Below are 19,780 nucleotides of genomic sequence, written 5' to 3'. Positions count from 1 at the left end.
TCATCCTGAGCCAGGATCAAACTCTCATGTTTAAGTTTATTAAACAATTTGTTTAATCTTTTTCAGAATCAACTAACCAAACTGGCTTATTGTTTCCGTTTGTCTTTCGACATTTGGGTGTATCTTCTGTTATCTCTAACTTCCGATACGGTTTGTTCTTTATAAGAACTGAAAATCTTTTTGTGTTCATCTAAGTCAACGACTTGTGAACACTGGAATTTTCAAGGTTGTTTCACTGTTCAGTTTTCAATGTCCTCGCTGTACAAGCGCTTTGGCGTGTCAGCAAAATAGATTATAGCACTATACATATTTTATGTCAACAACTTTTTTTATCTTTTTTTATTTTTTTAAATTATTCTAATTATTTATTTAATTTACACTCTATATACTTTTGTATGTATGAACTTACTTCACTTGTTTTTCATGCTCTTTTTTATATTCTGCTTTATATTCTGCTTTGTGTTTCCTTTTTGGTTCTTACATAGTTCTTATACGGTTCTTGTATATTTTTTTAATAACTTCCTGTAAAAACAAAAAACAACCAAAAGAAATGTTAAGAAGAACGCTTCCTAGATCGCATTCTTTATTTCATTCCTTTTCGTTGTTTTTTAAGTTAAAACACAATTTTTATAGCATCGTATAATATGGTACATCAAGTTAATAATATTTATGAAGGTATTTTCCCCATCACCTACTTGTAAATCCCCCTATTTGTTACACTAAAATAACACCTTCGCCATATTGGTTACACAGCGCAACAAAAGATTATTGTTATACAAACTACTAAGAAATCTGCTTTCTTGGATTAGTTCAAACATGTTTTGCGCAGCCTGTGTACTACTGAATGCAGTCAGTATGATACATAAAAGCCAGATAACGAGTAATCCTTCAAAAACACCTACTAATAACCCTGCTGTTTTATTTAATCCATTAATAATTGGTAACTTACTAATAATATTAAGTGCTCCACATATAATAATAAGAATTACTGTAATTACTACATATGTAATCAAGAATGAAATTGCATTAATAACCAATGTTGCAATGTATCCATTTACATATTCCTTAAATGTATCTACATGAAGTGCCTTATATACTTCTGAATTGTTTTTATTTTCTTTCAGATTCTTTTTTATGGATTCTGGTAAGGAAAGTTTATCAATTGCTTCTGTCTGTTCAGATACTGTCGTCTTCTCTTTCTCTTCTACTTTTAGATTTACAACTTCCTCTACTCGATCATAGATGTAGTTATAAAACTTCTCATTTTCACGTAAAGTCTTACTAACATAAGGACTTACAGCGGATGATACAACGATTGCAATAATAATAGAAAATATGGAGAATACCGTTTTTATAAAACCTGTTTTTCTACCCTTATATGCAAACGCTGCTAAAACTGCAGCTACTGCGATTACTAACCAATTCACTATTTTTTCTCCTCCACTAGTTTGATATGATTAATATTCTTATCATCAATTATGATATATTCATCTTTGTTATTATATGGCATGATACTTACAATCGGATATTTTAAAGTCGTCTTTAATTTTACATTTCCATTCACTTCAATAATCCGTAATTCTGTTTCTGATTGAAAGATAATATCTTTTCCTGACATTTGAACAGATTGATAACCAAATGTAATATCTTTTTTAAGTACATTTTTCCCTTTTCGATTATATACGTACAATTGTCTTCCTGTTTCATCTGTACTTGAGCTGTCCTTTGTAATAAATCCAAAATAAGAACTTGTATAGAACATACTCTCAATCTCTTCTTCATATGTTTTACTTGTAATCATACTTGGTACTTCGTACATTTCATATAAGAAGAATCCTTTTTCGGAACATAATAATACCGTGTTGGAGTCTAAGAATGTAATATCATGTACCACGGACTGTTGGTCTTTAATAATTCCAACAAATTGATCTTGGTAGTTAGCTCCTACTTGTGTAAAGTTATAAAAGCCGACATCGGTCTCTAATACCCCATTCTCTATTCGTACGTAGGAACATGCCATCTTCTTTGCATCTATAGACAAACCAACATCTACCGGGTATCCATTGGTCTGTACAGAAGTTTGCTTTTGCACAAGCTCTGTTCCCGTTGTTGAGTCATATAAGAGAACTTGGTTGTAATCTTCTCCTTCCACTGTTACGCATAATACCCCTTGATGAGATACTGCAACATCAATGATTGGTAATGTAGTAGTCAGGTTGTATGTGGTTCCCTTACTATTGAATGTATATGCTTGCTTACCTCCAATATCTGCAACTGCTACGTATTTTTCGCAAACAACTACTTTTGGATTTTTCACATCGTAGGACGCATTCCATAAAACTTTTCCATCGGCTGATATTGCAGATATTCCATCTCTACTATACTTGAGTAATTTATGATCATAACTCATATATTGAACCGTATTGCTATCTTCTCGTTGTGTTGTATGTATAGTCTTGTAAGCATTGTAATTCTTTGTAAAATACTTATTTACAAAGTAAAAGCCTACTGCTAAAACGAAAATACAAACAAATGTTATGATGATAGCCTTACGTTGTTTATATCGTTTTAATTTTTTCTCATATCCAGAGTCTTCCTCTTTCTCGATTTTCTTCACTTCTCATCTCCATGTATCTATACGTCAATAGCACATGGCTCCTTTCCTAGTTTCTTTCTGCATTATACCTTATTTTGTCTATATAAGCAATATACGTCCTCATTGAAACGTTTTTCTTTTCCTTGAAAAAACAGCAAATACTACAAAAGAGTTGTTTCATTAAACGGGAAACATCCTAAATCCCATTCCTATGATCAACTCTTTTTGTAAATGTTTATATATCTATTGCAAGGTATTATTTCGTTACCTTTTGACTCTTTCCTCATTTATATGCTGGAATAATAATTTCCTGTCCCTCGTAGATCAAATCTTCATCTTCAATATTATTTGCATCCCGTATAGCTTCAACGCCTTTAATGGTACCATACATCTTGGTACTTATAGAGACTAAGGTTTCTCCCTTTTTCACGGTATATTTTTTTGTTGATGCCATTGTCTCTTTGGTTTTCGTTGTTGTTTCTTTTTTTGTATCTCCTGACTCTTTTTTTGTATCTGATTTCGTCGTCTCTTCTTCTGAATCCTCTTTCTGGGTATCATTCTCTTCTTTTTGGTCTTCTTGGTCTTCTTGGTCTTCATCATCATCCGAGTCAGTTTCCGTATCTTCTTTTGACTTTGCTGCTTCATTCTCTTCAATCATAGCTTGTACATCTGCGTTATCCGAATTGATATTCTGCATTTCTTGTGAACCATCGGTCTCACCAATTGTTGATGGTACTGTTTCCACTTGTGTGATTTTTGATGATTCAGCTGTTACTTCCTCTGCCTTCTCATCCTCTTGGATATTTGTAGCGGCATCTGATAAGACAGCGACTGCGTCCTCCGTGTCCTTCATTTTATCATAATTGCTAACCATGGTGGCTCCTATAACTAATACAACTACTGCCAGTAGTGAACTTGCAGTGTATACAAGTGGCATCATGCTCTTATCTTTATTGGTTTCCGCCTTTGCTTCTATTAGTTTACGTATTCTTTGTGTTGCTAAATCTTCATAGCCCTCATCAGTACTCGTATGGTCTTTATTTTCTACCATATAATTTTGCATTTCTTCATTACGATCATAATAGATGTAATATCCACTTTGGCGTTTTAATTTTCCCTTATCATAGAAATAAAATGCCTCTTCTTTCTCATTCGCATCATAAACTAATAAGGTCTTGTCCTGTCCTGAAAAATTATCTAAATGCATTTTTGTTATATGCTCGTCCAGATCAAATGGACCATCTTTTTTCGTAATATACCAACCAACAATCTCCACATTAGAGAAATATTTTTTTATACAATCATAGATTTCAGACCACACTTCATTAGAAAACATTGTATCATTGCCCGAATCCGATGATTCGATGATTTCTACTGCACCATTAATAAAGATATGCCTGCTTCCTTCAGATTTTATGTACTGTCCCAATAATACGGCCTTTCGCTCTCCTGTTGTTGCTTTTTCTGCTAACTGCTTGATATAAGTCATTACGTAATCTTCTGCATATATTTTTTTTGACATATCTACTTGTCCAATTTGTCTTATATTTTTAGGCATTTTGAATGCACTGCTGCCTTTTTCCTCTTTTGCATCCATTTCCTCACTACTATATATGCTCTGTATCATACCGAACTTCCTTTCCTTATTCGAACATTCCATAACTGTTTTTACGGTATCTTAGCATATCTTTAAAGCTATTTTTGTCAAAACACTAACCTGACAATCTATAACTTTTTTCTATAGAATTACAAATAGATTTCATTTTCTAATGTTTCTTATAAATTCCTTGAAGTATATAGTGGACAAGCAATGTTTTTTGTTGTATTTTGCGTTCAAAAGTTTGTCTATTTTTTCTGTCAACTGGTAATACTTTCTTTATACAAAGACTATATATGGTGGTGAATTTTATTTGATTACACAACAAAAAAGCAAAAAGAAAGTATACTATTTTAATTCAGCAGATGGTTATTGTGCCTATCAGTTTAGTCAGGCCTTAAGTGAACTGATTCGTTCTATAGACAAAACAAGTCGGGAAATCGTATTCTTATGTATTGGATCTGACCGTGCAACCGGTGATTCTCTTGGACCAATCATTGGATATAAATTATCGGAACTTAAATATAAAAATTACACGATTTATGGAACCCTTGATGAACCCGTTCATGCTAAAAACCTGAAAGAGACAATCACCAAGATTAAAACACTTCATAGAAACTCCATTATCATTGCAATTGATGCTTCACTGGGAAAGAGTAACCATGTAGGATTTATTACCTTAGGAGAGGGGCCCCTTAAACCAGGTGCAGGTGTTGCAAAAGATCTTCCCGCAGTTGGAGATGTATTTATTACGGGTATTGTTAACTTCTCTGGTCTACTCGATAATATGCTGCTTCAAACAACCCGATTAAATGTGGTAATGAAACTAGCAGATTGTATTTGTCTTGGAATTCGTTTTTGTCTACCTTTACGGACTAATTAAACAGTCGGTATCGCTTAGATCTTCAAGTAACAGACTACCGGAACCTCAAAAAGGAAGCATTGTAAAAGGACGAACTTATTTCTCCTTTTACAATGCCCCTTTTTTGTACTATCCTTATGCACTATATTTATGTACTATAATATTTTAAAAAAAGTTGTATTCCAAACAGTATATTGCTGCTTGGATACAACTTTTATTTAATCTACTGGAACTTCGCAGTTCAATTGTTGCCAAAAACCTATCACATAAAGGCGTTTTCAGCAATTAATATATCGAAACGCCTATGGAAATGTGCATATTTTTCATATGTCGAGGTTTCTGGCATTCATCAAAAAAGTGCAACTGTTTGACGAGCTTGCGAGGAGTTTTGCACTTTTTAATGGCTTTTTGCCAGAAAAGTCGATATTAGAAAAATAGCACATTGGAATCGAAGTGGAGATATATTAATTGCTGAAAATGCCTTAGGATAACCCTTCAGGGCAGCAATTGAACTGCGAAATTTGAGTAATCTACATTTTTTGCTACATATTTATGCTCTGGTTATGGTATTGCTTTAAAGCTTCAGAAATGACCATACCTTCTTTTCCATCCATTATTTTAATTAATTTATCTAACTTGTCCAAGTTCATAAACTCTTTTCCCAAATACGTTTCATAGGTAGAAGCTAATTGCATCTCTAATTCTTTTACCTTGTTGGAGTAATCTTTACATAACTCATGGACTTCTTCATGCTTTTGTTGTAGATTGGTTAGCTCAGGTTTATTCTTCTCCCAGATTTCTTTTGATATAATCTCTTTTGATGTGGTCTCAAATTCCTCCAATGCTTCCTTCTTCTTACTTGCAATTCGTTCCATAGTTTCTTCTAGTTCTTTAATCTCTTTGTTGAATTTCTCCAATCCGTAATTGCTTTCATCTTGATCCTTTTGCACCATCTTCTTAATTCGGCGCATTTCTTTATCATTCTTGTTCATCTTTCCACGAAGTTCTTTTACCTTCTGGTAGATCTCATGATAACGATTCTTAAGCAATGTATTAATTGTTATATATAAAGCACCAAATAGTACAATTATGATACAATAGATAAATCCAATTGCAATTGCATTCTTTGTATGAAAAACAAACCGGTAAACAATCGTTGGTAACAAAAAGAATGCAATCGCAACAACAAGCAAATCGATTCCAATGTCCGCTAATCCCTTTGGATAATAAAGCGCATGAAACAATCGCAGTTGCAATATCTTAGGAATCTCTCCTGTCTTCATTATATGCTTACTATCCTCTAGTAATTGTGCATTTTCTCTGCGAAGATCCGCTGTCTCATCCATAATTCGTTCGGAAACTTTTTTATTTTTCTTTTTTTCACGTCTCGAACGTACTTTTTTTACATCTGCTTTCGTATTATCCAATTGAGAATCAAAGGTAGAACTAACTTCTGCTTTTCTTTTCTTAATCACACTCTCTACTTCTTCGCCAATAGTTCGTTCCTTTACAACAATAATACGTTCTAAATCTTCATCCTCCGCTTCTAACTGCTTTACATTAGCCTTATAAATTTGCAAATCATTCAAGTGATTTTGAAGATCAATTAATTTATCAATACCAGAAGATAAGATATTCATATCCTCGTAAGACCATTTAACATCTTGGATTTGCAGATTTTGTTCCTGCATCCTCTCTATATTACGATCATCTGAAATGTTTTGTTGTGTATTCATCATTAACTGAGGTGATTGTTTTTCCTGTACAGTCTTCTCATCTTGTCGTGTATCATTTTCCATTTTGTCGCCTCCTTACTTCTTACGTTTAATACTAGATCGCAATTTTTATATGTTTATCATTATAAGCTTCCTTCCTATTGTTTGCAAGTATCTCTAGGGTATTCCTAACCTTCCTTATTGTGTATTCTATTTAAGTATACGGAAAGTGTCTAATACAACTATAGAAGTTATGTAGTCTAGATAAAATTGGGGAACCACAAAATGAGGTTAGAGCATTTATGAAAAAGTTTTCACCTGTATCACGAAGATTAACACTGTGGTTTACTTTCCTTGATATTATGCTATAATTACTAGATATTAAGGTATTGTAAACAATAATTATAAAAACTTGTGCCTTGGCAATATATCGATTCAAAGAAAGGATATTATCATGATCATATGCAAAGTATGTGGACGCCACATAGAAAATGACAATGCTAATTTTTGCGAAAATTGCGGGGAGTCCCTGCGAGAGCATTCCAGTTTTGAGTACCAAGAACCTGTTAAACCTGCCGTACAAAATACAATAGAAGGTGCTAGCAATGAAATCCCTTTCCGTACTTTTATGGGTGTATTATTACTTCAGTTAATTCCTGGTGTTGGATGGCTGATCTATGCAATCGTCCTTGTTACCTGGTTGTTAGGAAATCAATATAGCCAAACACATAAGAACTTTGCTAAGGCTTCTTTGATTATGTCCTTAATCTCCCTCGTCGGCGCAGTATTTCTTGTGTCCTCCGGGTATTTTCCTCTTTCATAATCATAGCATTCATATCGATGCAATCTAGCACTTATATATAAGGAATACACCCTTGTAAATTATACCTCTTCTAGAGTATAATAAAACTATTGTAAAAAGTTCTGGATTACGATCCGATTCGAATCGATTGCGAATCGTTAAACCAAATTTAGAAACTTAATTATAGGAGTGAAATTATGAGTAAAATAAGAACACGTTTTGCACCTAGCCCAACCGGAAGGATGCATGTAGGTAATTTAAGAACGGCATTATATGCTTATTTAATAACAAAACACGAAGATGGTGAATTCCTTCTTCGTATTGAAGATACAGACCAGGAACGTTATGTTGAAGGTGCTCTTGATATCATCTATCATACCCTTCAAAAAACTGGTTTAATTCATGATGAAGGACCTGACAAAGATGGTGGTTGCGGACCATATGTACAAAGTGAACGTCAAGCACAAGGTTTATACCTTGAATATGCCAAAAAGTTAGTTGAAAAAGGGGAAGCATACTACTGCTTCTGTACCAAAGAACGTCTAGAAAGTTTAAAAAGTGTTGTATCCAATGAAGATGGCAAGGAAATCGTACAATATGACAAACATTGTCTTCACCTTTCAAAAGAAGAAGTAGAAGCAAATCTTGCTGCTGGTATGCCATATGTTATTCGTCAAAACAATCCTACAGAAGGAACGACATCTTTCCATGATGTAATCTTTGGTGATATAACCGTTGATAATTCAGAATTAGATGATATGATCCTAATCAAATCCGATGGTTATCCAACTTACAACTTTGCAAATGTTGTTGATGATCACTTAATGAATATTACACATGTTGTTCGTGGTAATGAATACTTATCTTCTACACCAAAATACAACCGTTTATACGAGGCATTTGGTTGGGAGATTCCTGTATATGTTCATTGTCCAATCATAACCAATGAAGAACACAAGAAATTAAGTAAACGTAGTGGTCATTCTTCTTTTGAAGATTTATTGGAACAAGGATTTGTAACAGAAGCCATCGTTAATTACGTTGCTTTACTTGGCTGGAGCCCTTCATCCAATGAAGAGATCTTTACCTTAGATGAATTAGTAAAAGAATTTGATTACCACCATATTAATAAATCCCCTGCTGTATTTGACATGGGTAAATTAAAATGGATGAATGGGGAATACATTAAGAAGATGGATTTTGATGCATATTATAAGTTAGCGCTTCCATACATCAAAGAAGTCATCACAAAGGACTACGATCTTCCATATATCGCTGAATTAGTAAAATCCAGAATAGAAACATTCTTAGATATCAAGGATCACATTGATTTCTTAGAAGAGTTGCCTGATTATGATATTGCTATGTATACGCACAAGAAAATGAAAACAAATTCTGAGAATTCCAAAGATGTTTTAGTTGAAATGTTACCAATCTTAGAAGCACATACTGATTATACCGTTGCTTCTCTTGAGACTGTAATCATGAACTATATTCAAGAAAAAGGTATTAAGAATGGACAAGGCTTATGGCCTCTTAGAACTGCTGTTTCCGGTAAACAATCCACTCCAGGTGGTGCTTACGAAATCATGCAGATTCTTGGAAAAGAAGAATCACTTAGAAGAATCCGTATTGGTATTGAAAAACTTACGGCTGCATTACAATAGATAAATAGGGTGTCATAAGTTGCGATACTTGTGACACCCTACTTTTCAATCATTGTTTTTCGTGTTGTATGTTGTCGTTCTACACATTATGCACGATGTCGGATCTAAGTGGCTTCAACGTTTATATTAATTAATGTTACTACTACGTTATAGAAAGGATCTTATCTATTTATGAAGTTTAATGCTTCTCAATTATCGGCGATTCAGCATAAGAATGGACCTATGCTCGTCCTTGCCGGACCTGGGTCAGGTAAAACAGCTGTTATTACCAAACGAACCCAATATCTGATTGAAGAATGCGGCATCAATCCATTAAACATCCTAGTCATTACATTTACAAAGGCAGCCGCTTCTGAGATGAAAACTCGTTTTCATCATCTTATGAAACAGGTACATGCGCCTGTATGTTTTGGTACTTTTCATTCCATTTTTTTCACCATACTAAAATATGCCTATAACTATTCTTCTGCCAATATCATATCCGAAGAGGCTCGTCTTACTTTTATTCGTTCTCTAATCACTCACTTGAATATAGAAATCGATGATGAAAAAGAATTTACTACCAGTATATTAAATGAGATCAGTCTCGTTAAAGGTGATATGCTTTCTTTAGATCACTATTACTCTATTAATTGTTCGGAAGATATCTTTAAAAAGATCTATACGGCTTATGAGAATAAACTTCGACAGGAAAATCTAATTGACTTTGATGATATGTTAGTTTTCTGCTATGAACTTCTAAAAGAACGTCCTGACATTCTAGCTCTTTGGCAGAAAAAATTTCAATACATCTTAATTGACGAATTTCAGGATATCAATCGGGTACAGTATGAAATCATCAAGATGCTTAGTCTTCCGCAGAACAATCTATTCATTGTAGGAGATGATGATCAATCCATCTACCGTTTTCGTGGGGCAAAACCTGAGATTATGCTAAATTTTGAAAATGATTATCCTATTGCCAAACGTGTTCTTTTAAATATAAACTATCGTTCTTCTGAGAATATTGTTCGCTTTGCAGGACGACTAATCAAAAACAATAAAAAACGTTTTCAAAAAGAAATCATTGCTAATCGTATGAAAGGTTCCGATCCCATTATTCAAACTTTCAAAGATCTAACAGACGAAAATACGGAGATCATAAAAGCGATTCAGCATTACCATGACCAAGGGGTTCCCTATAATGAAATTGCTGTTTTATTCCGTACAAGTACCGGCCCTCGTGCCTTAGTAAATAAATTAATGGACTTTAACATTCCTTTTCGAATGAAAGATGCTCTACCGAATATATACGAACATTGGATTGCAAAGAACCTCCTTGCCTATATTAAGATTGCTCTTGGAAACTATGATCGTAACTTATTCCTGCAAATTGCCAACCGACCAAAACGTTATCTCGCTCGTGATATCTTTGATTCACCTACCGTTAATCTCGAGGATATTAAGGGGCGCTTTAGTGATAAAGAATGGATGTTGGACCGTATCCTAAAACTAGAGTATGATTTAGCAATGTTAAAAAAAATGACGCCGTATGCTGCTATTCAATACATTCGAAAAGCGATTGGTTATGAAGAATATCTGAATGAGTATGCTACATTCCGACGTATTAAAGTAGAAGAGCTACTTGATGTTCTTGATGAATTGCAAGAAGGTTCTAAACAATTTGAAACCTATGATTTTTGGTTTGCACATATTGAAACCTATTCCCAAGAATTAAGGGAACAGCTTCATGTCCGTAAGAAAGTTAACTACGACAGTGTTTCTTTATCCACAATGCACAGTTCAAAAGGGTTAGAATACACCGTTGTCTTTATTATTGATGCCAACGAAGGGATTACTCCTCACAGCAAAGCTTTATCTGATGCTGACCTAGAGGAAGAGCGTCGCATGTTCTATGTAGCCATGACTCGTGCCAAACAATATCTTCACATCTACTCTGTGAAAGAACGCTATAACAAAGAACTCTCCATCTCCCGTTTTGTCGGAGAATTATTAGTGGATGTAACAGAATTAAAAGAGCAGGCAAGAATTGAACACCGCTCTTATGGACCAGGTACCATCCTTAAGAATACAGACGGAAAACTGATTATTTACTTTGATAAGCTTCACAAGGAACGGGTGTTGGATCTGAATTTCTGTATAGGGAATCATCTGATTAAGGTGATAGAGGACTAGAACTATTCACAACAAACAAGTGTCAGGACCCGAAATTAATCCTGACACTTGTTTGTTTCTATTTTATACCTTATAATCCGACCGTTCTTCTAGTACATAGGAAATATTAGAAAACCGTACTACATCGCCTTCCTGAATCTTTCTTCTTGTGTGTGGTTGTAGCGTATCATCATTTACGTAAGTCCCATTCGTAGAACCTAAGTCCGTTAAATAAAGTTCTGTGTTCTCTTTTGTAAGTTTTGCATGCACTCTGCTAATCGTGGATTCTCGTATAATTCCATCTACATCCTCCTCATATTTACCAATATAAAAAGGCAACTCTTCAATAGCTATGCATTCATACCCCTGCTCTTTTGGAGTCAGGACATATCGTATTGTACTATTCTCCGTTTCTTCTATGCACTGAGCCCCTGTTTCCACTATTGCCAATAACTGCGTAGCTTCCACTCCCTCTTCGATCTCTTCATCAATCTCTTCATCGATCCTTGTATCTATCCCTGTATCTATCTCTACATCATGAACCAATACATTATTAGAGCGTTCTTCATCCATTATTCCAAATGATTCGCTGTACTGTTCCTGTATTGCAATGCTACAGCTACTTTCTTCACTTCCCATTTTATTCATCACTGCATCCTCCGTTTTTACATATTCTACAATAGGAACATACTTCTCAATTTTTCTTTTTGGATCAAAAAGCCGGCTTGCTACATACGCAGCAAGAGAAAGACCAATTAATGATAACGCTAACATATTCTTTGTTTCCACTTTCTTATATCTACAAATTACGATTATGACAAAGAATATGGCTACTATGCCACCTGTAATTAGATAGTTATATAATGGATACACCGAGTGCATCTCTTCACTCTCCTGTCGGTGTTCCATCACGGGGCGTTTGACTACCTGTTTTACCGTTCTTAGATTATAATTTCCCAATCTTGCATCCATAAAGTCTTGATTCCCTTGCTTCTTTTCGGCTACTTGATCTCTTGTATTTCTTAGATTCCTCTGGTTTCCTTGATTTATTTGATTTATTTGATTTCCTTGGTGTCTTTTGAATTTCTGTCCACTTATATTTTTCTGCTCTCTTTTGGTTTCCTGGCCACTTATGTTTTCCTGCTCTCTCTTGGTTTCCTGGCCACTTATGTTTTCCCGCTCTCTCTTGGTTTCCTGGCCATTTATATTTTCCTTCTCTCTTTTGTTTTCTTGATTCCTTTGATATCCTTGATCTCTTTGATTCTCCTTATCCTCATTAGCAGTAATTTGTTTATTATTTTTATGCTCTATACTACTGTAATCTTTGATTGTACACTCCCGACCCTCTTCCTTGGACTGTCCCTTTTCCATGAATACATGACGCAAAAGTGAAATTGACATTTCCTTTCTCTTACTTTGGTGATACATGGTATATACCAGATAAACTGCTTGTTCATCCTCATAATTAACCCGTTCCATAAGGTACTCGGAAAGTTCGCAGATTTGTCCAAGAATATCTTTGGAATACTCTAAATGATATAGAAAAAAATATTGCTCTTTTTCTAACTCTCTAAAAAGGAATTGTGGTTGCAAAACTATATGTGATTCCACTAATAGGTACTCCGTACATACCTCAATTGCAGAAAAAATACTATTATATAATCTTCTACATTCAGCCGAATTCAATTTTTTTCTTTCCAGACAATCAAATAACGTCTGTTTTCCGGAAATATCATACATATATTTTGCTTGTTCATTAATATAGATTACCTGAATACTCAATAGATCTGTAACCTCATTCTGAAGCAACATCTGTAGTTCATATGTACTTGTCTCCTGAGCATCTTGTCCATCAAATATCACATAATTATGATACCCCTCTCTTTTGTACACCGCTTGTAATTCCATCTCTATCCCCCATTCAAAATATCTCTTAATGCCTTTAAAGCTTTATCACCTAATTCCGTTCCTTCTCCAACTTCCAAGAATACACGATATTTTCTTACATATTCAGCTGGATTAAACACCTCTCTTCGTTGTTTATATACGTAGGTCATCTTATCTTCACCCAACAGAATTCGAATAGGTGCTATGGGAATCTGCACACTACATGCTACCTCAATTTGAATATTGGTTTGTGCTAAATTAACCATAATATCCCCCACCTGCGTAATATACAGTTTTTCTGCTACTCTATTCATTATTTTCTTTCGGATTACCTCTTGTTCTCTAGAGTAATCACATTGCAGTGAAAAAAAGATTCCTCTTGCATTAATATTTTCATAGCAGATCTGTTCTCCTGTATCATCTACTGGATATCGTACTGCATTGTTTGCTTGTATACTCATTTCATCCGTTATATTCTGTATAACTACCCGATCATGAAGATAGAGTCCTCCATACACAATTGAAAAAATGACATAAAGAACAATAGGAAACACCATGGACATCTCCACAGTAATACTTCCACTGTCCCCTTCTTTATCTTTATATCCCATTGCACAGTACCCCAATAAACCCTACAAATATAAATGGAACAAAAGCGACACGATACTCTCGTTTTACCTTCTTACAAATAAGTAATAAACCTGACAGTATGGCACATAGTGTCAAGGCATATAATAACACTAGACTAATCCGCGATATTCCTAAATAACCACCTAATACCATGATTAGATATGCATCCCCCTTTCCAATTTTCTCTTTCGTTATTACACTAAGAAGTAACAATACTATGCCCAACATAAGCCCTCCCAATGAACTTTGAATGCTAATAGGCTGATATAAAAGATAGTTCACCCCAACAAGAAGTATCATCAGAATAAGAACTTTCCTTGCAATCTCCTTCTTTCTATAATCAATAACTGCTATAAGCAACAATAATCCGATCATACCTACCGTCATTAAACTTTCCACATACGTCCCTTCTCTCTATCTAAATTTTCCATTTACTCTTACAACCTTATCAATACGCACTACTTTCCACCACACCTTGTACACGCTTTACGATTTCCAATATCGGAACGTTTGATCGTCTTAATGGTACGTTTTAACCCACTACAGTTTATATTGCAATGATATCGATTCCCCTGTGTTGTTATGTAGTAATAAGATTGGTTTGTGTCCTTCGGATTACAAACTTCACATGCATAATATTTTGCTCCAGCATAATTACGCGATCCATCAATTGCAGTAACATTCACTTGTTTAATGGATAGCTTCAAATGCGTACACTCCTTACTCTCGTGATAAACTGTTCCCGTTTCTGTTATATAGACATAGTCCTCGTCCTCCTCACCTTTCTCCTGTTCAGGTTCCTCTTTTGTCCCAACAAACGCTTTTACAGTAAGGTTCTGCTTTACCCAAAAATCATTAATTACCTTTAGGCCAATGGGAATATGCACTTGATATTGAACAATCAAATTTACTTCATCATTAGCTAGATCATAAGAGGAGAATGTAAAATTCAAACCCTTAGCACCATTTATTACGCAGGACTGCTCTATCTGTTCACAGTCTACCAATTCCATAAATTTTGATCGAATCAGAGAACTTGTTATAACATTTTGGGCAACTTTCTTAACGGTTCCACTTGAATTATTCGTTTGCGTTTCCTCTAATTCAGTACCATTTTGAGGAGCTGTCCCCTGATTAGATCCGTTCTCCTCATAATTCTCTATATAATCATATAGAAAACCAATCTTTTCACAGTATTGCGAGGTTTCCAATAACCCATTTTGTATGATACCATGTATATAAAGTACTTGAATAAAAAAGAGAAAGGTATACATTGCAAAAAGAAAGATTGGTAAAACCAATGCTGCTTCCACAGTAATTGATGCCTGCAATTTATTAGTTGTTACTTTTTTTGTCCAGCCCTTCATCTTCTATATCCTTTCCTTAGTAAGGGCAGAATGGGATATTCTTTCTTCTAACGTGTGATTTAGTAACCATATCTTATTGGAGTTTGCTTGAAGAGAGTTTCCTTTTATTCACGGCTAGGGATTGCCGATTTTATGGTTCTTAAATAAATAGAAGTGGTTAAAAATAATAATAATAAAATTAGATTTTTAGACTGGCGTAAGCCAAATAGACGTTTCTTTTAGATTTGTTAGAAGAAAGGACATCCCACTCTGCCCTTCTATATACTAGTACCCATTACTAATTGTCGTTTCCACTACATATCCACCCTCTGTTTTCCCCAGTATATCCTTTACGAACGGAAATGTAATAAATTTTTCTGGAATACTCATAACTGCATGTACTTTTATACCAAACACGCAGTGTTCTAATTGAAATGTATTCCCTATTATACCTTGCATATTAATTTGGATTAAATCCATTGTACGAAAACAGTTTTTCTTTTTATCACTCAAGAGTAAAAATATTCGAATATACTGTTCATAACTTAGATTTCCAATCTTGCTTGTTGTCTTTTCAAAGTTCTTTGCCAATGTTCCAATCTTTGCTTTGCTCATTGTAAGTAAATCTTTGTAATGCACTTGATACGTGGATTTTGTCTTAAATATTGGGACAGAGTATCCCGCCAATAATGCATAGGTATCCACCAATGCTTCTACCATTGCCCAGGCAAACAAGATTACGATCTTCACCAAAGTAATTAATGGAGGTAAACAAGTAAATCCAACGAGAGATGTTGCTGTAGTGTAAGCAGCTGCATTCTTTTCTTTATCCGTAAATAAATACAAAAAATTAAGTACTGTTCTCATCATTACTATCTTTGTTACAACACTGCTTAGATTATCCTTATCGCAATTATGCCCAGCAAGTATATACTCTTGCTCATATTCTAAAGATTTTGAATTGTTTGAATTCTCCTCCTTATTTGAATTCCCCTCCTTATTTGCCTCACTTTCTTTAACGGTTTGTACATAATTTTTGAAAAAATCAATTTGATACTGATTCAGTAACAGTTTCTCTGTCAAATTGGTTACTGCACTATGGTCAGCGGAAAATGAATCCGTAACTTGTGTACTATACTCATTATCCTCACATTCATCTATGATCCGTTTACAGTCGGCTTCCTGTTCATCCTCTTTAATATTAGCTGTGGTGGAAGGTAAATGTGCTTTGTCAATTGTTTGCTCAGAGATTACACTACTATCCTCTACAACCAATGCAAGCAATCCTGATTCAAGCAATGTTCCCACAGAATCTACCGGACTTTCTACTTCTTCTTCTACTTGTAAACTTGAATAATCAAACCGCAAGTTTTCTACATTATAGGAAGCTGCATATGCTTTACACTGTTGTAATTGATTTATGTCCTGTTCCAAAGAATTGGTATCATCTTTCTGAACTTGATCACTATTCTTATAAATCGACTCTAATAAATCTTGATTCTTTTGAAGTACCTTACGCATCTGTACTGCACTAGTTGCAGAAATTGTATCTGGGTTGTTCTGCTGCCCAAGGTATTCCCTCATCTGCTTTTTACTATTCTGAAACTCTTCATAGTTTTCTGTTGTCAGTTCACTTTTCTCCGCTTCAATAACCTGCTCATACTCATCTACTTTACTACCCAATTCCTCACTTTTACTTTCAATTTTATTAATTGTCTTCTGTGCCTTTTCGATCTTTGAAATTGTATCATTGATCTTTTGCAACATCTCTTTTTGCAGTTGTTTCTTTTCCTTTATTCTTTGTTCCTTCTTCTCTACTTGTGTCTTCCGCTCCTGATTCTTACTCTCAATCTCTTCCTCAATATGAGCCAACTGTTCCTCTTCTTCTGATACAGTATCTTGCTCTTCCCCCTCCTCCTCGTCTTCTACCACACTTTCTTCTTGTTCCTTATTAGCAATTGCACTTTCTAATTTAGAACGCTCTGCCTCTAGATCCGCTAACGATTTCTCTAATTCTTCTATTCTCTTATTACATGCAATGGCATCTTGGGCACAATGAATCTGTAGATCTAGTTTATTTGAAATATTATAGTACTTTTCTTTAAGAGAATAAAAAACCAATTCTTTATTAATTCCTACTGTTTGCATTGATGGTGGTTGTGATACGATTTTTTTTGCAAAAGAATCTTTTGTTTTCAATACGCCAGATTTGTTAAATCGAACTCCATTTTCATCTGTATCTACTCCCTCAACCTCTTCAATCAATTGCAGCATAAGCTTACTTAATTCGCCTAAAGATTCTTGTGTTTCTAGCTTTTTTTTCATGACTTTAGTTGTTTCCTCTGTTGAATCATATAGATTCCATCTCTCAAGCGTGTCTTTGATCAAATTAGCAGGAGCACTGTATTTCATATATGCATAAACTTGATTGAGAAATAGTTCTCCTTGATAATCCGTTAGCATTGCAATATCTTGTATCTCTACCTGATCTAACTGTAGTTCATATAAATCCATATATTGAAACACTTTTGACAATACATCTTTCTGTTCTATCTGGTCCTCCAGCCAATTTTTTGTTTCCACCGATTTTACAAAATTTTTTTGTACTACCGCTTCGAGTTCTTCCTCCACCATAAGATTATCATTAGTACAGGAATAAGCAAAAATTCCATATGTATCGAATAATTCCCGTTGGTAAGAAGAATATAAAGAATCCACACTTGCCTGCAACATACTTTGTCCAAGGTTTTTTGCTCCCTGTAACCTAGCACCTTCCACTACAGTACATAAAATTGCAGTTACCAGTAACAATACCAAACTTAAATATACCGTTATGCTCCCGCCTAATGATTTTTTATAATGCATCTGTTTTTCCTGTTGCTTTTTTGAACAAACCTTGAATAAACTTCTCTACTTCTCCCTTGAATAATATAACTAAGCCAATTAGGATAACTATGATTAACACAAGTTCTACAACACCTAATCCATCCTCTTCCTCTACGAAATCCAGCACTAATTTCTTTCCTGATTGCATTAACTCTTTTATCATATAAACACACCTTTCCGTTACATCTGCATAAATGCAGGAACCATAATAATTATTAATAAAATTAATAGCATAAAAACCATTGGTACTAATAATTTTGTACTTGCCTCTTCTCCTACCCGTTTTGCCATATCTTTTCGTTCTTCAAAAGATTGTACTGCTTCATATTCAAGTAGCTTTAATAAATCTCCCGTTCCTTTCGTCATATTCTGAACAAGCAAAGAACTTAACTTCATATATGGAATCAATTTAACACGCCTTCCAAAACGATCATACGCCTCCATTTCAGCCATCCCATTTTGTATTTCATGAATGGTAACGACCATCTCTTCATAGATATATCTTGTTTCTTCTTTCGTTCCAGCCTTTTGTCTTGTTCCAGCCCTTTGTCTTTTTCTCTCATATTCTCCGCAGATCATTCCCCAAGCATTTTTCACCGTCATACCAGCTCCAAGAAGTAGTACTAACTTATGTATGATATCTGGATAATCCAACAACATTTGTCTATCTCGCTTCTTTTTTTCCTTTTCTAATCTTGCTGTGTTCCCATAGAGCAGACATCCCATTGCCATTAACCCTAACATGGTAAGAAGAATAGGATCCTTTTCCTTCCTTTCATAATATATCAATTCTTGTCCTTCAATTGTTTTTGGTAGCTTAAGATATTCTTCTTCCGGCGCACTCTGTTGTTGCTGCCTGACTTCTTGTTGTACCAGTTCAATTAGCCGCTCCGTCTTTGTTTTTTCTTTTGGGTACAGGACAAGATTAATGGGATAACGTATTTCATTATCATAATATCTAATCACTGCGGTAATTGTTTGTATCACACCATCTCTTTGGTAATCCTCCACTGTAATCGAACCATCTTGATTAATACATCCGTCATATCCCAATTCCCAGTCTACCGTTACTGACAAACTTGGGATTTTGGTTACAAGGCATAAGGAACGATCAATGTGATCATAGGCTTCATTATTTCCTAAAATGGTATTATCAAGATACTGTTTTGCTTTATCAAAAATCTCCTTTAATTTTACAGGATCGGTGTACTGTCTTTCTTGTAACTCAAGTTCGATTTCTTCTTGATTTTCCTCTACCTGCATATAAAGTGGAACACTTAATGCAGATTCGCCGTAACCAGGCCTTTTAAGATAATACGACTGATACAACAGACTTGAGCCCGTTAATGCAACGATAATTGACAAACTATTACTTGCTAAAAGTACAAGTGTGATTAACGTTATTTGTTTGGTACAAAAAATAGTTGCTTTTTCTTCTGCATTTTCTCTTACATAAAGTATCCTCATTGCATTAACACTTTTTTGAAAGATTTCTTTTCCGACTCGCGTTTTTCTAATTCCCGAAAGCACAAACCGACTTACTGTATCCAGAGAGAGCGACCGTTTTCCATTCTGCTTATTTGATACTATATTTGCAACAATAATTAGGATCAGAATCACTCCTAGTATCATACAATT

General features: G+C 34.7%; 16 protein-coding genes. 4 read left to right on the top strand and 12 right to left on the bottom strand.

Annotation, left to right across the window (positions count from 1 at the left end; translation table 11 throughout):
• Positions 1-52: 52 nt before the first annotated feature.
• The 4 genes from HBB17_RS18520 to HBB17_RS18505 all read right to left on the bottom strand — a co-directional run bounded on the left by HBB17_RS18520 (position 53) and on the right by HBB17_RS18505 (position 4,223).
• The gene (locus HBB17_RS18520; protein WP_167955289.1) at positions 53-190 is read right to left on the bottom strand and encodes a hypothetical protein; all 138 of its coding nucleotides are present in this window, start codon (positions 188-190) and stop codon (positions 53-55) included.
• Positions 191-719: 529 nt separating this feature from the next.
• Positions 720-1,427: a CvpA family protein gene (locus tag HBB17_RS18515; RefSeq protein ID WP_167958978.1), complete on the bottom strand. Its 708-nt coding sequence runs from the start codon at positions 1,425-1,427 to the stop codon at positions 720-722.
• A complete protein-coding gene (locus HBB17_RS18510; RefSeq protein WP_167958977.1) occupies positions 1,427-2,617 on the bottom strand; it encodes a DUF5711 family protein in 1,191 nt (396 codons plus the stop codon). The genes HBB17_RS18515 and HBB17_RS18510 overlap by 1 nt, the downstream gene beginning before the upstream one ends.
• Positions 2,618-2,879: 262 nt before the next feature.
• The gene (locus HBB17_RS18505; RefSeq protein WP_167958976.1) at positions 2,880-4,223 is read right to left on the bottom strand and encodes a LysM peptidoglycan-binding domain-containing protein; all 1,344 of its coding nucleotides are present in this window, start codon (positions 4,221-4,223) and stop codon (positions 2,880-2,882) included.
• Between the two features lie 283 nt (positions 4,224-4,506).
• On the opposite strand from HBB17_RS18505, the gene yyaC reads away from it, so the two are divergent.
• Complete coding sequence (yyaC, locus tag HBB17_RS18500; protein WP_238483801.1) at positions 4,507-5,076, top strand: spore protease YyaC; 570 nt, start codon at positions 4,507-4,509, stop codon at positions 5,074-5,076.
• Positions 5,077-5,597: 521 nt separating this feature from the next.
• On the opposite strand, the gene HBB17_RS18495 is transcribed toward yyaC, so the two are convergent.
• Positions 5,598-6,854, bottom strand: a complete 1,257-nt coding sequence (locus HBB17_RS18495; RefSeq protein ID WP_167958975.1) for a hypothetical protein — start codon at positions 6,852-6,854, stop codon at positions 5,598-5,600.
• Positions 6,855-7,224: 370 nt separating this feature from the next.
• Here HBB17_RS18495 and HBB17_RS18490 point away from each other — a divergent pair, with 370 nt between their 5' ends.
• From HBB17_RS18490 to HBB17_RS18480, 3 genes are all read left to right on the top strand, one after another.
• On the top strand, positions 7,225-7,593 hold the full coding sequence (locus HBB17_RS18490; RefSeq protein ID WP_167958974.1) for a zinc ribbon domain-containing protein: 369 nt from the start codon (positions 7,225-7,227) through the stop codon (positions 7,591-7,593).
• Between the two features lie 176 nt (positions 7,594-7,769).
• Positions 7,770-9,239: a glutamate--tRNA ligase gene (gltX, locus tag HBB17_RS18485; protein ID WP_167958973.1), complete on the top strand. Its 1,470-nt coding sequence runs from the start codon at positions 7,770-7,772 to the stop codon at positions 9,237-9,239.
• Between the two features lie 171 nt (positions 9,240-9,410).
• Positions 9,411-11,414, top strand: coding sequence for an ATP-dependent helicase (locus HBB17_RS18480; RefSeq protein WP_167958972.1), 2,004 nt, complete (start codon positions 9,411-9,413; stop codon positions 11,412-11,414).
• A 63-nt stretch (positions 11,415-11,477) separates the two neighbouring features.
• Here the strand turns inward: HBB17_RS18480 and HBB17_RS18475 are convergent, their stop codons facing one another.
• From HBB17_RS18475 to HBB17_RS18445, 7 genes are all read right to left on the bottom strand, one after another.
• Positions 11,478-13,301: a DUF6382 domain-containing protein gene (locus HBB17_RS18475; RefSeq protein ID WP_167958971.1), complete on the bottom strand. Its 1,824-nt coding sequence runs from the start codon at positions 13,299-13,301 to the stop codon at positions 11,478-11,480.
• 2 nt (positions 13,302-13,303) lie between these two features.
• Positions 13,304-13,891, bottom strand: a complete 588-nt coding sequence (locus HBB17_RS18470) for a TadE/TadG family type IV pilus assembly protein (RefSeq protein WP_167958970.1) — start codon at positions 13,889-13,891, stop codon at positions 13,304-13,306.
• On the bottom strand, positions 13,881-14,309 hold the full coding sequence (locus HBB17_RS18465) for a prepilin peptidase (RefSeq protein WP_167958969.1): 429 nt from the start codon (positions 14,307-14,309) through the stop codon (positions 13,881-13,883). The genes HBB17_RS18470 and HBB17_RS18465 overlap by 11 nt, the downstream gene beginning before the upstream one ends.
• A 59-nt stretch (positions 14,310-14,368) precedes the next feature.
• Positions 14,369-15,277, bottom strand: a complete 909-nt coding sequence (locus tag HBB17_RS18460; RefSeq protein WP_167958968.1) for a TadE family protein — start codon at positions 15,275-15,277, stop codon at positions 14,369-14,371.
• Between the two features lie 264 nt (positions 15,278-15,541).
• Complete coding sequence (locus tag HBB17_RS18455) at positions 15,542-18,121, bottom strand: DUF5702 domain-containing protein (RefSeq protein ID WP_167958967.1); 2,580 nt, start codon at positions 18,119-18,121, stop codon at positions 15,542-15,544.
• Positions 18,111-18,305, bottom strand: a complete 195-nt coding sequence (locus tag HBB17_RS18450; RefSeq protein ID WP_238483800.1) for a Flp1 family type IVb pilin — start codon at positions 18,303-18,305, stop codon at positions 18,111-18,113. The genes HBB17_RS18455 and HBB17_RS18450 overlap by 11 nt, the downstream gene beginning before the upstream one ends.
• 17 nt (positions 18,306-18,322) lie before the next feature.
• Positions 18,323-19,774 carry a hypothetical protein gene (locus HBB17_RS18445; protein ID WP_167958966.1) on the bottom strand — a complete coding sequence of 484 codons (1,452 nt, stop codon included), beginning with the start codon at positions 19,772-19,774 and terminating at the stop codon, positions 18,323-18,325.
• Between the last annotated feature and the right edge of the window lie 6 nt (positions 19,775-19,780).

This window comes from Anaerosporobacter faecicola, assembly GCF_012070565.1.
In the GTDB taxonomy this organism is placed as follows: domain Bacteria; phylum Bacillota; class Clostridia; order Lachnospirales; family Lachnospiraceae; genus Anaerosporobacter; species Anaerosporobacter faecicola.
Note: the sequence above shows the minus strand (reverse complement) of the source record. Positions and strands in the feature narration are given on the sequence as shown.

What these genes read in the sequence shown, in the direction of transcription:
- HBB17_RS18520 (WP_167955289.1), bottom strand. Translation starts at nt 190, where the DNA reads ATGAACACAAAAAGATTTTCAGTTCTTATAAAGAACAAACCGTATCGG.
- HBB17_RS18505 (WP_167958976.1), bottom strand. Translation starts at nt 4,223, where the DNA reads ATGATACAGAGCATATATAGTAGTGAGGAAATGGATGCAAAAGAGGAA.
- HBB17_RS18495 (WP_167958975.1), bottom strand. Translation starts at nt 6,854, where the DNA reads ATGGAAAATGATACACGACAAGATGAGAAGACTGTACAGGAAAAACAA.
- HBB17_RS18490 (WP_167958974.1), top strand. Translation starts at nt 7,225, where the DNA reads ATGATCATATGCAAAGTATGTGGACGCCACATAGAAAATGACAATGCT.
- gltX (WP_167958973.1), top strand. Translation starts at nt 7,770, where the DNA reads ATGAGTAAAATAAGAACACGTTTTGCACCTAGCCCAACCGGAAGGATG.
- HBB17_RS18480 (WP_167958972.1), top strand. Translation starts at nt 9,411, where the DNA reads ATGAAGTTTAATGCTTCTCAATTATCGGCGATTCAGCATAAGAATGGA.
- HBB17_RS18475 (WP_167958971.1), bottom strand. Translation starts at nt 13,301, where the DNA reads ATGGAATTACAAGCGGTGTACAAAAGAGAGGGGTATCATAATTATGTG.
- HBB17_RS18470 (WP_167958970.1), bottom strand. Translation starts at nt 13,891, where the DNA reads ATGGGATATAAAGATAAAGAAGGGGACAGTGGAAGTATTACTGTGGAG.
- HBB17_RS18460 (WP_167958968.1), bottom strand. Translation starts at nt 15,277, where the DNA reads ATGAAGGGCTGGACAAAAAAAGTAACAACTAATAAATTGCAGGCATCA.
- HBB17_RS18455 (WP_167958967.1), bottom strand. Translation starts at nt 18,121, where the DNA reads ATGCATTATAAAAAATCATTAGGCGGGAGCATAACGGTATATTTAAGT.
- HBB17_RS18450 (WP_238483800.1), bottom strand. Translation starts at nt 18,305, where the DNA reads ATGATAAAAGAGTTAATGCAATCAGGAAAGAAATTAGTGCTGGATTTC.
- HBB17_RS18445 (WP_167958966.1), bottom strand. Translation starts at nt 19,774, where the DNA reads ATGATACTAGGAGTGATTCTGATCCTAATTATTGTTGCAAATATAGTA.